The following is an 11,773-nucleotide window of genomic DNA, read 5'->3' as shown; positions in this document are numbered from 1 at the left end:
AAGCCGATGGCAGCTACATCACTATCGGCGCCCATCTGGACAGCGGATGCATCATCAATGACCTCGACGCTTTCGCCAAGCAGAGGCATGCTCAGCAAGGATGGGACATCGCCACGACTGGCGGGTGGGGCGGGAGTACCGCATGAGGGGCCTACATGCGCGTGCGTCGCAAGAGCCTGGGCTCCTGACGGGCCTCGACGAGGGTTGCAGTTTGGGTTGCATTCAGGCTCGTGCAGGTCCGTTCGGCGCGCCCTGCTAGATCCACTCAGCCGCAGGTCAGAACGCTGACGGACCTCCTCGAACGGCCGGACGAACATTTGGAAAGCGTGTTGGGGGCAACCCCTCACGAGTTCGAATCTCGTATCCTCCGCAGCCGCCTGAACAGGCGAAACAGAGCGTCGGACCGCAGCTCGCGGCTCGACGCTCTGGCATGCTCTCGTCTCAGTTTTGGTCTCGTTTATTTCTGGCATTCAAGATATTTCACCCATGCGGCGAACGCGCCCTCTGTCGGTGATCAGCGGTCACGCGTCGAGTGCGCCCCGGCCCCAGCCCGAGATGCCCCGAAGCGGCTCTCCTCGCGCCATCAGGCCAACGGGTAGCCCAGGGCCAGGGCGGCCTTGCGGAACGCAGGCAGACGGTCGGGGGAGACCGCAAGGTGGCGCTCACCGATTCGGGTACACAGCATGCGCAGGCGGCGGTCGCTGATGATGAGGGCTGCCAGTGCCTCGTCCGCGCACTCGATGAGATGGGTCTGCCCTGTATCGCGGAGTCGGCCGGTGCGGCGGCCAGTGTCGTCGAGCAGGGTGGTGACGGTCTGGGGCACGGGGTGCGAGGCGGCCTGGTTCAGGTAGCCACGGAGCTCGTCGAGGGTGTGCCCGCGGTCGAGGGCGTGCAGAAGAGAAGCGGTGGTGAGCGTCCAGACCCGGTCGGTTTTCCGCTCAGAGAAGGCGTCCAGGAGGAGGGTGTCGGCGGAGGGCAGCCCGTCGAGGGCGACGATGTCGAAGTTCGCCAGGACGGTGACCCTGCCCGCCGGGACAGCCGAGGCGGGGGCCTGGGCAGGGGTGTAGTCGTCCGTGAGGCCGACGGCGTGGGCGCCCAGGGGATTGAGGCGGAGTGCGGACAGGCCGTCGTAGCGGCTGAGCTGGTCGAGGTAGTCGCCACCCCAGTTGTCCCGGTAGTCATCGCGGGCACCCGCCGGGGGGACGTACTCGATGTCGATGAGGCCGAGCGTGGCGGCGTACTCGAAGAGCACCGCCAAGGTGTACCGACCCTGGAGGAGGGACCAGCCGTGGTAGCCGTCGTAGCCGAGGCTGCCGTATTGCGGGTCCTCCAGGTACAGCTTCCACAGGGCGCGTTCACTGCGGTGGACGACTGGATCCAGACCGGCCGCGCGCATGTCAGTGAACAGGCCGTCGGTGGACATCCACTCACCCGGGGTGAGGCCGGCCAGCGCTTGGCCGACGAGCTTGCGGCGCGGTTTGGCGGCGGTCAGGACGTTCGCCGAGCGCTGGCCCTTGATCTCCTCGACACGGGAGAACTCGTCCAGGAGGCTGTTGTTCAGCCAGCGTTGCCACAGCTGAGCAATGGTCAGGTGCGGTGGCCGGGTCAGCGCGGCCCGCCCGCGCGTGGTCAGCAGCAGCCGGCCTCCGGTGAGCTGGGCGAGGCCGCCTGCCTGGAGCAGCATCGGCCAGGCGAAGGCGGCGATGGCCTCGTGCTGATAGAAGTCACCGCCGTCCAGGACGTCGGCGACCGCCGAGACGGTGGCGGTGCTGGGGCGGCGGGTCTTCTCGCTGCACCGCAGCTTCCCCGTCGTACACAGGCGCAGCACCGCCAGCAGGTCGACCTGCGCCTCATGCTCGGTGTGCCGGACCCGTGGAGTGCCGGTGGGTTCCTGTTGCTGTTCGACCGGTATCACTGCTCGTGTTTCCCGCTTCGTGCCGCTCGCGTCCCGTTCCTACAGATGGGCAACGTAGTCGTAGTTGCCCGGACCGCAGGTGCGCTCGAGGATCTGGACCACCTTGCGCGGGTTGTCGTAGGGGCCGGAGAAGTAGAACGGCTTGCCGTCCCGGCCGAAGCCGATGACGGGCCGGTCGACAGGCGGGGCACCCAGGTGCACTGAGGCGTCGGAGAAGCCGCCCGCGGGCTCGAAGCCAAGACCGCGGGCGTAGACGACCGCATCGTGCACGATCGTCTGCGCCTGCTCCACTCCGATCGGCAGCGGCCGGTGCTCGAAGGCCGAGTAGTACATCGATACGTAAGTGGTCAGGGATCCGGACCCCATCACCTCGGGGTCGGTGACGTTCTTGACACCCAGGCAGTACACGTCCACCAGGAACCCGGTGACGGTCACCCTGCTGGCACGCTCCTGGCGGGCCAGGAGAATCTGGGCGAAGCCGCCCGTGTCCGGGTCCGGCTCCTGGCCGAGGGGGTCGGCCGCCGCCCACTCCGGGGCTTCGGCCAGGTCCAGTCCCGCGCTCCAGCCCGCGTTGACCCAGCAGCCCACCACCGGCCGCTCATCGGGCGCGATGTTCGCCAGCGCCGCCTCGGCGACCCGTCTGACCAGCGCGGTGGCCTGGGCCGGGCGCAGCCCCAGCGCCTTCGCGATCTGCTTCGGCGCGCTGCCGCGCTCCCTCATCTCCCGGACTCGGGCGAGCAGTTCCTCGTCGTGCGTTGTCACCGTCGTAGTCTTCCACTTCCGTGTCGCCCCATGCGAAGAACAGGGTGCGTCGGCGGTGCTGCCATCCTGGATCCGGGGATACGGGAGACGAGCCGGAACGGGCAGGGCGGCATGGATGAGACAGCGGACGGGACCGTCGAGCAGGTGCGGGCGCTGGTCGGTTGGATCGGCACGGGCCGCAAGTTGACCCAGACCGGCCGTGTGACGCTTGGCGACGCGCGAGCACTGGTGGAGGTTCTGGGCACCGGCGACCGGATGGACCCGGTGATCGGGGACCGTACGTTCAAGACGAAGTCCAGCGAGGAGCTGTACCACCTCACGCTGCTGGTCCAGTGGGCGAAGGCGGCACGACTGCTGCGGACCGCGGGCGGGCGCCTGCTGCCGGTGAAGAAGAACGCCAAGCTGCTGGACCGCCCCGGACGAGCTGCGTGGCGCGCTGTTCGCAGCGCTGCCGCACATCGGTCCGGCCGTGACGGTCTCCGGCTGGTTGGAATCTCTGCTCTCGCACGAGTATGACCGGGGTCTGCGGGCGTTGCTGCGGCAGCTGTATGCGACCACTGCCAACGCGCGGCTTCTGCGCCTAACGGCACCATGAAAGACGAGCCGTCCGGCCGCACAGCCGTTCACGGCCCTGGGTGCTACCGACTGGTCCACCGGCCCCGCCGCGCTCGACCTTGCGTCCCGGGCGTTCGGGTCTTGGGCGTCGACTACACGGCGACGAGGCGCACTCTGTCGCCGCAGAGCTTCGTCATGTCGTCGATGTCCGAGGTGAGCATGACGACCGGGCGGCGCTGACGCAGCGCCGTCTCGGCCACGGCGGCGTCGATGGCGTATTTGTGACCATGCAGCCCGGCGTTGATCAGCATGGCTGAGGCGGCTTTGGCCTCCTCGTCGCCGATGTGCACGATCCGCACGCCGGACAGGACCCAGGCGAGCCGCGCCCTGTCGGTCCGGCGATGCACCGCTTCGATGATGGTGAGTGCGCTGATGACCACCTCCATGCCCCGCTTGCGGGCTTCGGCGATGAGGGCGACGACGGGCTCGTGATCACTGACGAGCTTCGACAGGCCCTCGCAGTCGAGAACGAGGGTGCCTTCGTGACTCAGCTTGCGGCGGGCCACTGCCCCTCCCCGGCGAAGACCTCGTCGAAGACCCGGCGTGCCCGCTCCTGCTCTTGCTCGGAGATCGGCCCCTGACGGCGTTCGTAGTCGGCCAGGTACTCATCCAGGATCTGACCGCGCAGCTCACGCTCCACCGCTTCGGTGATGAACGCGGAGAACTCACGCTTGCCGACCCGTCGGCGGATCGCCTCCGCCGTCCCCTCGGGGAGGGAGAGGCTGACCCTGATGGCTGGCCCTTCACCGACGCTGTAAGGAATCTCGCCCATGGGATCGACATTATCAAACAAGTAGGAATTCGGCCTGGATGCAGCACCCGCCGAGCGACGTGAACCGCCCAGCCGTCACCTCGCGGTCTCAGCTCTGGTCTCATTCACCCATGTTCAGCTGCGTCCGGACGTCATTGAACGATCCGCTCCACCGCAGGTCAGAACGCCCCCGTCCCACCGCGAACCCCCAGACCAACATTTGGAAAGCGTGTTGGGGGCAACCCCCTCACGAGTTCGAATCTCGTATCCTCCGCCAGGTAACCCTGATCCGCGGCGACGCGGATCAGGGCTTCTTGTCGGGTGCTGCGGTTGCGGACGGCCTCCGCGGACGGAGACGCGCAGCGCATACTGGTAGCAATGACAAAGCCAGCTGCTCCTAAGCGCCACTTGCCTACCAGCCCCTTCAAGGCCCCGGTCACGCCGCCCCTCAAGCAGTTCGCCATGGGTGACCAGGTCACACACGACATGTACGGCCTCGGCCGAGTGATCGGCATCGAGGACGGAATCGCGGCGCTTGTCGATTTCGGCTCGGTGCGAGAGCGGATCCTGAGTCCGTACACGAAGATGAGCAAGCTGTAGGACCGCTGTGTCCGGTCACGGCACGCCAGCTCACTTCATGGCCTTACAACGAAACGAATGGAAGACCTCTCATCGACCTGACCTCGCTGTTCTCCGCTCCGGAAGCGATGCCCCGCTATGCCACCGCCGCATCGCCGCCTCCGACGACGAACCCCTTCCAGGCCCCGGACTTCGGGGAGAACGAGACCTTCCTGATCGAGGATGCGCAGGCACCGGAGGAGTTCTACGGGACTCGGCGGTAGGCGTCTCGGCTGTTGCCGACCGCCAGGACCCCCACGATCAGCTGTCCGTCGGTCACTGGCCGCTCCGCGGGCTGTAGGGCTGGAGGAGCTGGTCGACGGGTGCGTAATCGTCGGTGAGCGGTTGGGCGTCGCCGATCCAGGAGGTGAGGTCGTCGCCGGTGGCGATCTTCCAGCCGGTTTGCCGGGCGTCCAGCGTTTCCTGGGTCGCGCGTAGGTCGACTGGCCGGTTGGAGGCGAGCACCACCAGATTGCCGCCCTTGGAGGTGGCGGTCGGGTCGAGACCGATATCGGCGGGTTCGCCGACGAGGGCGACGTGCTCGAAGGTCTCGCTGAGGGTGGCTGCCTCCGCACGTGCGAAGGCCAGATCACCGTGATCGATGAGGTTGGCGACGTACAGGCCATCGTCGTTGAGCACCCGCCGTACGTCGGTCATCGCTTCCACCGTGGTGAGGTGCCACGGCACGCTGACGCCCCCGAAGGCGTCGCCGACGACGAGGTCACGGCTGTCGGCGTCCAGTCGCCGCAGGCCGAGCCTGCCGTCCTCGGCGCGTACGTCGATACCGGCTTCTGTTCTCAGGCCGAGTTGGTCACGGTTGATGCGCACGACGCCGCTGTCGATCTCGGACACCAGGCTGCGCGTTCCGGGCCGCGTGGCCGCGAGGTATCGGGGAACGGTGAGCCCGCCGCCGCCCAGGTGGTGGGCAACCAGCGGCTCACCCTTGGGAAACGCGGCATCGACCACCGACGCGATGGCGCGCACGTACGCGAACTCCAGGAAGGTGGGGTCGTCGACGTCGACGTAGGAGTGCCGCAGGCCGTCCAGAACGAGGGTGCGGCCGCTGTCCCGGTCGGGGTCTGCGACGACCCGTGCGCAGTGGTACCGGGTCTCCGTGTCGCAGCCACCGGGCGCGACCGTGGTGGCGAGGCCACCGGCAACGATCACGAGTGTGAGGGCAGGGGTGCCGCTCCACCCGCGCGTTCGCCACCCGCGCGTTCGCCACTCGACCAGCGCCGAGCCGACCACCAGCAGTGTGCCGAGGCCGATCAGGATGCCGCTGACCGGCAACCGCGATACCAGGACGAAGCCGGTGAGGACGGTGCCGACGATGGCGCCGACGGTGCCGACGCCGGACAGCCGGCCGACCACCGTTCCGGTCTCGGCGAGGCTGGTGAGACGCAGCTTGGTCACGATCGGCGTCACCGCGGAGAGCAGCGCGCCCGGCACGAGGATGGTCAGCGACGCGATGAACAGGAGCGTCGCCGGCGCCCACTCCGCAGCGGTGCGCAGCACGGCAGGGGTGAGCGCCACGACCACTCCCGACACCGCGAGCGAGGGGCCGATGAGCCGGCGTGGATCGACCTGGTCGGCGATGCGCCCACCCAGCCATGAGCCGAGGGCGATCGCGGTGAGGGCGATGCCGATCACCATCGTGCTGGTCTCAAGGGTGAGCCCCAGGTAGGGAGCCAGCAGCCGCAGAGCGACGATCTCGACCACCAGCACCGCGGCCGAGGACCCGAACACGAGCACGGCGGCGGCACGGGGACCCAGGCCGCGGTCGCGGGGCGTGCCCTCGGCGACAGGCGAGGAAGACGATCCGGTCACAGGCGACATCCTTGCACGCGCCCCATCCACAGACAGGAGTTGAGAGAAGCCCCGGTCCCTGCCGTCCGTGACGGGCGTCCGAGAACAACAGGCTCCAACGAGCACTGCACCCCGCGCCGCCGGACGGCGCCGACCGGCGCGCTCACGTGGCAGAGGCGTACATGAGCCGCTCTTCCAGCTCCACGGATGCGCCGCCGTCCGCTCGCTGGATCAGGTGGTTCATGGCTTGTCCGTGTTGGCTCGTGCGCGGTGTGAGGGCACGTGCCTCGGTGGAGGGCGCCGCAGTACGGGGGAGCAGGCGGCGTCTGTCGAGGCCAAGGAGGGGTCTGATGGGCGGCCGTGATGCGGACGGCGGGCTTGGTGGTCTGCTGGAGGGGGCCCTGCGCAGCACCGGAGCGGTTTCGCGTTGGCAGGTCCTGAGGGACGAGTCGTGGTGCCGCGCCGTGCCGTGCGACGGCGCGCGGCGGGAACAGGGCTGGAAGCTCCATGTCTCGGCGACGCAGGTGTCCGCGCCCGAGGTGCTCGAAAGGGCGCTGGAGGTGCTGTTGAGGGAGGATTCCGCTTTCAAGTTCGCCAGTTCCGTGGCCCGGGTGGCCGCTTTGAACTCCCGTAGCACGCCGAGGGGCAGCTCCGGGAAGTTCATCACGGTTTATCCCCGCTGTGACGCTGCCGCCGTTCGGATCGCCGATGCACTTCACCGCTCCACGGCGGGGCTGGCCGGGCCGCGCATCCTGTCCGACCACCCCTATGCACCGGACAGCTTGGTGCATTACCGCTACGGATCGTTCGTCGGTCGCCGGCAGTTGTCGGCACAGGGCCTGTTCGTCGACTTCATCTACGACCCCGAGGGCAATCCCGTGGAAGACCGGCGGACCGGGCAGTACCTTCCGCCTTCCTGGGCGGTGTCGCCGTTTCCCGTCTTCGGTGCCCCACCCGGCGGCTCGACCGCGTCGGGCAGCGGTGACCCGGTGCTCGGCGGGCGCTTCGCCGTGCGGGAAGCGATCCGGTACAGCAACAAGGGCGGTGTCTACCGGGGCACCGACACCCGCACGGGGGCCGCTGTGGTGATCAAGGAGGCCCGGCCGCATGTGGAAGCCGATGCCTCCGGGTGGGACGTGCGTGACTGGCTGCGCACCGAGGCCGCGATGCTGGAGAAGCTGCGCGAGCTGAACCTGTCCCCGGCGCCGGTGGCGGTGTTCGAGCACGGCCGACACGTCTTTCTGGCCGAGGAGGAGGTGCCAGGCATCCCCTTGCGCCGGTGGGTGATCGACCGCTTCCTCAACACCGGCTGGCAGCACTACCGTTGCGACGCCCTCGACATGGTGGCCCGGCTGGTCGACCTCGTGGCCACAGCCCATGAGCACCACTGCATCGTGCGGGACCTCACTCCTGGCAACATCATGGTCCGGCCGGACGGCACGCTGCGGCTGATCGACCTGGAACTGGCCGTGGTCGAGGGGATGTCCACCAGGCCGACGTCCCTGGGCACGCCGGGCTTCAGCGCTCCAGAACAACTGCGCGGCGCACAGCCGGCCCCGTCGGCCGACTACTACAGTCTGGGCGCCACCGCGGGATACGTCCTGACCGGGAACGTGCCCCATCTCCTTGCCGACGAGCCCGCCACCAGGAGCGTGGACCAGCGCATGGCCGCCTGGCTGACGGCCTGCGCCGAACGGCTGGAGCTGCCTGCGAGCCTGGTGACGATGGTCCTCGGGCTGACACGCGAGGACCCCTCGAAGCGCTGGGACCTGTCACGGGCGCGCACCGCGCTGTCCTCGCCCACCGCCCTGCCGGGTCACCAGGGCGCGGTACCGGCCGCAAGGGCGTACCGGCAGACCAGCGCCGATGGGGTGGGCGTCGAGCAGCAGGAGCAGGATCCGGTCACCGCGCTCGTCGATGGTCTGGTCAGCTCCATCAGCCCGGATGACAGTCGGCTGTGGCCCGTGTCGACCGCGGTCGGAGAGGCCGATCCGTGCGTCGTTCAGCAGGGAGCGGCCGGTGTCCTGGCCGTGCTCACCCGGTACTTCGAGCTCACCGGAGACCACCGTCTGCCAGAAGTGATCTCCGCAGCGGGCCGGTGGATCCTGAGCCGGGCGGGCACCGGCCCCGCCCGCCCCGGCCTCCACTTCGGCCTTCCCGGCATCGCCTGGACGCTGTGTGACGCAGGGCGCGCCATCGACGACCAGCACCTGATGGACCGCGGCCGTGAGTTGGGGCTGGCGCCGCTGGAGTCCTGTGCCGGCCACGACATCACCCACGGCACCGCGGGCAGCGGACTGGCAGCACTCCACCTGTGGCTCCACACCGGCGATGAGCGCTTCGCCCACCGCGCCGTCGAGGCCGCCGACAAGCTGGCCGCCTCAGCATGCCGCGACGCGGACGGGGTCAGCTGGCCGGTGCCCGCCGAGGCCGGCGGGTGGCCGACGGGAAAGCCGTACCTCGGCTTTGCCCACGGAACCGCAGGCATCGGCTCCTTCCTCCTTGCCGCCGCACTCCTGTGTGAGCGCCCCGAGCACCTGTCTCTGGCCGTCGAGGCCGGTGACAGCCTGCTGGCCCACGCCGTCCTCACCGGCGCGTCGGCCCAATGGCCCGTCCAGGCGGGGAAACCGCCCACCGCACCGTACTGGTGCCACGGAGCAGCAGGCATCGGTACCTTCCTCATCGGGCTCCACCAGGTCACTGGGGAAACGCGCTTCGCCGACCTCGCCCGCCGCGCCGCCCGGGCCGTGGCCGAGCACGCCACGCGTGGCCCCCTCACCCAGTGCCACGGGCTGGCCGGCAACGCGGACTTCCTCCTCGACATGGCCGACGCAACGGGCGACGACTTCTACCGCTCCACCGCCCAGGACATGGCCGGCATCATCCTCGCCCAGCGGACATACCGGCACGGCCGGATGGCCTTTCCCAACGAGTACGGCGAGACCTCGACGAGCTGGAGCGACGGCACCAGCGGCGTCCTCGCGTTCCTGCTCAGACTGCACCACACCTCGCCCCGGCAATGGACCGTCCCCCTGCAGACCCGGATCCGCCGCAACAGCACGGAGTCCCCAAGGGTCAGCACACCGACGCGGCGGCAGACCACTGCCGTCGTCCCACAACAACGCTAAGGAGTCACTCCATGAACGACCACGACAGCCAGCTGCTCGCCGAGCTGCACGCGCTCCCCGAAACCGACCCCGTGGACAGTGCCGGCAACCTGTTCGCCACGTGCGCCTGCGTCGGCCTGCTCACCCTGCTGAACACCATCTGCGTCGGTAGCACCTGCTGACCCACAGCGCCCGACGCAGGACGCGTTTGCCGGCCCCAGGCCGGCAAACGCCCACCGGCTCAGTGGGCGGGCTCGTCCGGGTGGAGGGCGTCCAGGACGAGGGCGAGGCCGAAGGTGAACTCGTCGGCGTGGTCGTAGCCGGGCTTCAGGACGTGCTCGGTGGCCAGTTCGGTGAGGTGGGGGTAGGCGTCGGCGGGCATGTCACGCAGGATGGCGCCCGTGACCTCGTTCAGTTCCGCCGCGCCCTTGAACGGCAGGCTCAGTTCCTGCAGTACGAAGCCGTACAGGTAGCTGTCGATCAGTGAGACGGCGTGTGCGGTCATCGGGACGGAGAATCCGGCGGCGCGCAGCGCTCCGATGACGGCGTCGTGGTGGCGCAGGGTCGCGGGGCCGGGCCGGGAGCGGGAGTCCATCAGGCCGATGGCCCAGGGGTGCCGCTTGAGGGCGGCGCGGGCGGAGGCCGCGCGGTGGCGCATGGCGCTCTTCCAGTCCGTGTCGCGCGGCGGCAGGTCGATCTCGCCGAACACCGCGTCCACCATGCCGTCGAGAATGTCCTCCCGGCCTGTCACGTGGTGGTAGAGCGACATCGCCTCGACGCCCAGCGGTTCGGCGATGGCCCGCATGGTGAGCGCGGCCGAGCCCTTCTCGTCCGCGACCGCCATCGCCGTACGGATCACGCGCTCGCGACTGAGCGGGGTGCGCGCCGACGCCGACGCCCCGCGCCGGGCCCTGCCCTTGCCTACCTCGCGCATCCGCCCTCCTTTTCACCGACCTTGACCGCCTTACAGTATAAGGCTACCTTGCCTTACAACATAAGGTAGACATCCCGTCGGAGGGGCTGCGCCATGGGCACGGATCGGGTGAAGAAGGTCTGCATCGTCGGGGCTTCGGGGAAGCTCGGGCAGTACATGGTCCAGCACGCACTGGACCGCGGCTACGAAGTGGTCGGCGTGTGCCGGGAGGGCAGCGTGCCGAAGCTGGCCGCGTTCGAAGGCCGGATGACCGTCGTCCCCGGACCCACGAACGACCCGGAGGTGATCCGGCGGGCGGTCGCCGGGTGCGACGGGGTACTGACGGTGCTGGTGCCCTGGGGTGTGCGGCAGTACGCGTCGGGCACGGCGCAGGCGGTGCTCGACCACGCCCGGCCGGGCGCGCGCCTGGTCTTCTCCTGCGGCTGGCACATCACGCGTGACGGCAAGGACCGGTACTCGTGGTGGTTCACCACGGGCGTGCGGATCGCCGCCCTGCTGGGCAAACTCGTCCGCGCCGTCGAGATCGACGACCAGGTGGAGGCGTGCCGGCGGATCTTCGCCAGCGACACCCGGTGGACCGTGGTGCGCGGCAGCAGCCTGGAGGAGGGCGAGAGCCAGGGCCTGCCCGTGTGGAGCAGGCACGTGGGCGACCCGGTGCTGGCGAGCAACCTCACGCGCCGGGTGGACTTCGCGCTGTTCATGGTGGAAGCGCTCACCGACGACACGCTCGTCCAGGAGGCCCCGGCGATCGTCGGCTGCCGAACGCCCAGCGCCCTCGCCCACAGCGGCGGTCCCCACCACCACGCCTAGCCGCGCACCGGCTCACTGGAAGCGCCGCAGCACCATCCTGACCGTCCCGTCCCGTTCCGTCGTCTCCTCCGTCAGGGCGAAGCCCTGGGCCGCCAGGGTGCCGGTCGTGACGTGGTAGGCGTGGCGGGCGGTCAGGTGGGCCAGCCACCGGTCGTCGTGTTTCCTGCGGTCGTACTCGCTGATCACCGCGCGGTAGTGGCCGTCGTCCTGGTGCAGGAAGCCGATGTCGTTGGAGGCCCGGCCGATGTGGGCGCGGCGGACGATGACGTGGGCGCGGTCGGAGCGCACGTCGCCCTGGTAGCCGTACAGCGGCTGGGGGGTGTCGTGGAGTTCCACCTCGCCGTAGCCCACGTCCGCGAGCGCGGCGCGCAGGGCGTCCGGATCGGTGAGCTGGGTGGTCATGGTGGTGAAGTGCGACATGGGGTCTCCGTAAGGTGTTGGGCGGCCATCAAGTC

13 protein-coding genes are annotated in these 11,773 nt (G+C 69.3%); 6 read left to right on the top strand and 7 right to left on the bottom strand.

Annotated features, from left to right (window positions below):
* Positions 1 to 583: 583 nt before the first annotated feature.
* Together KWI83_RS33885 and KWI83_RS33880 are read right to left on the bottom strand one after the other, a co-directional pair.
* Entirely contained in the window at positions 584 to 1,915 is a 1,332-nt protein-coding gene (locus KWI83_RS33885; protein ID WP_308122336.1) for a helicase-associated domain-containing protein, read from the bottom strand.
* A 39-nt stretch (positions 1,916 to 1,954) separates the two neighbouring features.
* Positions 1,955 to 2,677, bottom strand: coding sequence for a hypothetical protein (locus KWI83_RS33880; RefSeq protein WP_218518215.1), 723 nt, complete (start codon positions 2,675 to 2,677; stop codon positions 1,955 to 1,957).
* A gap of 111 nt (positions 2,678 to 2,788) precedes the next feature.
* Between KWI83_RS33880 and KWI83_RS33875 the strand changes: the two genes are divergently transcribed.
* Entirely contained in the window at positions 2,789 to 3,193 is a 405-nt protein-coding gene (locus tag KWI83_RS33875) for a hypothetical protein (RefSeq protein ID WP_256363182.1), read from the top strand.
* Positions 3,194 to 3,384: 191 nt separating this feature from the next.
* Here the strand turns inward: KWI83_RS33875 and KWI83_RS33870 are convergent, their stop codons facing one another.
* Both KWI83_RS33870 and KWI83_RS33865 read right to left on the bottom strand, forming a co-directional pair.
* Entirely contained in the window at positions 3,385 to 3,798 is a 414-nt protein-coding gene (locus KWI83_RS33870) for a DNA-binding protein (protein ID WP_218518214.1), read from the bottom strand.
* Complete coding sequence (locus KWI83_RS33865) at positions 3,780 to 4,064, bottom strand: hypothetical protein (RefSeq protein ID WP_218518213.1); 285 nt, start codon at positions 4,062 to 4,064, stop codon at positions 3,780 to 3,782. The genes KWI83_RS33870 and KWI83_RS33865 overlap by 19 nt, the downstream gene beginning before the upstream one ends.
* Before the next feature lie 357 nt (positions 4,065 to 4,421).
* Between KWI83_RS33865 and KWI83_RS33860 the strand changes: the two genes are divergently transcribed.
* Both KWI83_RS33860 and KWI83_RS39390 read left to right on the top strand, forming a co-directional pair.
* Positions 4,422 to 4,643 (top strand): hypothetical protein, encoded by a 222-nt coding sequence (locus KWI83_RS33860; RefSeq protein WP_218518212.1) that lies wholly within the window; start codon positions 4,422 to 4,424, stop codon positions 4,641 to 4,643.
* Positions 4,644 to 4,750: 107 nt separating this feature from the next.
* Positions 4,751 to 4,885, top strand: coding sequence for a hypothetical protein (locus KWI83_RS39390; RefSeq protein ID WP_256363181.1), 135 nt, complete (start codon positions 4,751 to 4,753; stop codon positions 4,883 to 4,885).
* A 52-nt stretch (positions 4,886 to 4,937) separates the two neighbouring features.
* Here the strand turns inward: KWI83_RS39390 and KWI83_RS33850 are convergent, their stop codons facing one another.
* A complete protein-coding gene (locus KWI83_RS33850; RefSeq protein ID WP_256363180.1) occupies positions 4,938 to 6,497 on the bottom strand; it encodes a fused MFS/spermidine synthase in 1,560 nt (519 codons plus the stop codon).
* A gap of 320 nt (positions 6,498 to 6,817) precedes the next feature.
* On the opposite strand from KWI83_RS33850, the gene lanL reads away from it, so the two are divergent.
* Positions 6,818 to 9,595 carry a class IV lanthionine synthetase LanL gene (gene lanL, locus KWI83_RS33845; RefSeq protein WP_218518210.1) on the top strand — a complete coding sequence of 926 codons (2,778 nt, stop codon included), beginning with the start codon at positions 6,818 to 6,820 and terminating at the stop codon, positions 9,593 to 9,595.
* A gap of 11 nt (positions 9,596 to 9,606) precedes the next feature.
* Entirely contained in the window at positions 9,607 to 9,756 is a 150-nt protein-coding gene (locus tag KWI83_RS33840; protein ID WP_218518209.1) for a VenA family class IV lanthipeptide, read from the top strand.
* Between the two features lie 59 nt (positions 9,757 to 9,815).
* On the opposite strand, the gene KWI83_RS33835 is transcribed toward KWI83_RS33840, so the two are convergent.
* On the bottom strand, positions 9,816 to 10,508 hold the full coding sequence (locus KWI83_RS33835; protein ID WP_218518208.1) for a TetR/AcrR family transcriptional regulator C-terminal domain-containing protein: 693 nt from the start codon (positions 10,506 to 10,508) through the stop codon (positions 9,816 to 9,818).
* A 93-nt stretch (positions 10,509 to 10,601) separates the two neighbouring features.
* Between KWI83_RS33835 and KWI83_RS33830 the strand changes: the two genes are divergently transcribed.
* Entirely contained in the window at positions 10,602 to 11,318 is a 717-nt protein-coding gene (locus KWI83_RS33830; RefSeq protein ID WP_218518207.1) for an NAD(P)-dependent oxidoreductase, read from the top strand.
* A 12-nt stretch (positions 11,319 to 11,330) separates the two neighbouring features.
* Here KWI83_RS33830 and KWI83_RS33825 read toward each other — a convergent pair whose 3' ends face one another.
* The gene (locus tag KWI83_RS33825; protein ID WP_218518206.1) at positions 11,331 to 11,738 is read right to left on the bottom strand and encodes a DUF1257 domain-containing protein; all 408 of its coding nucleotides are present in this window, start codon (positions 11,736 to 11,738) and stop codon (positions 11,331 to 11,333) included.
* Positions 11,739 to 11,773 lie beyond the last annotated feature (35 nt).

Source organism: Streptomyces sp. TRM70350, from assembly GCF_019219825.1.
In the GTDB taxonomy this organism is placed as follows: Bacteria; Actinomycetota; Actinomycetes; order Streptomycetales; family Streptomycetaceae; genus Streptomyces.
The sequence above is the reverse complement of the archived record's forward strand: the minus strand, read 5'-3'. Positions and strand labels throughout refer to the sequence as shown.

What these genes read in the sequence shown, in the direction of transcription:
- KWI83_RS33865 (WP_218518213.1), bottom strand. Translation starts at nt 4,064, where the DNA reads ATGGGCGAGATTCCTTACAGCGTCGGTGAAGGGCCAGCCATCAGGGTC.
- lanL (WP_218518210.1), top strand. Translation starts at nt 6,818, where the DNA reads ATGGGCGGCCGTGATGCGGACGGCGGGCTTGGTGGTCTGCTGGAGGGG.
- KWI83_RS33875 (WP_256363182.1), top strand. Translation starts at nt 2,789, where the DNA reads ATGGATGAGACAGCGGACGGGACCGTCGAGCAGGTGCGGGCGCTGGTC.
- KWI83_RS33825 (WP_218518206.1), bottom strand. Translation starts at nt 11,738, where the DNA reads ATGTCGCACTTCACCACCATGACCACCCAGCTCACCGATCCGGACGCC.
- KWI83_RS33835 (WP_218518208.1), bottom strand. Translation starts at nt 10,508, where the DNA reads ATGCGCGAGGTAGGCAAGGGCAGGGCCCGGCGCGGGGCGTCGGCGTCG.
- KWI83_RS33850 (WP_256363180.1), bottom strand. Translation starts at nt 6,497, where the DNA reads ATGTCGCCTGTGACCGGATCGTCTTCCTCGCCTGTCGCCGAGGGCACG.
- KWI83_RS33860 (WP_218518212.1), top strand. Translation starts at nt 4,422, where the DNA reads ATGACAAAGCCAGCTGCTCCTAAGCGCCACTTGCCTACCAGCCCCTTC.
- KWI83_RS33840 (WP_218518209.1), top strand. Translation starts at nt 9,607, where the DNA reads ATGAACGACCACGACAGCCAGCTGCTCGCCGAGCTGCACGCGCTCCCC.
- KWI83_RS39390 (WP_256363181.1), top strand. Translation starts at nt 4,751, where the DNA reads ATGCCCCGCTATGCCACCGCCGCATCGCCGCCTCCGACGACGAACCCC.
- KWI83_RS33830 (WP_218518207.1), top strand. Translation starts at nt 10,602, where the DNA reads ATGGGCACGGATCGGGTGAAGAAGGTCTGCATCGTCGGGGCTTCGGGG.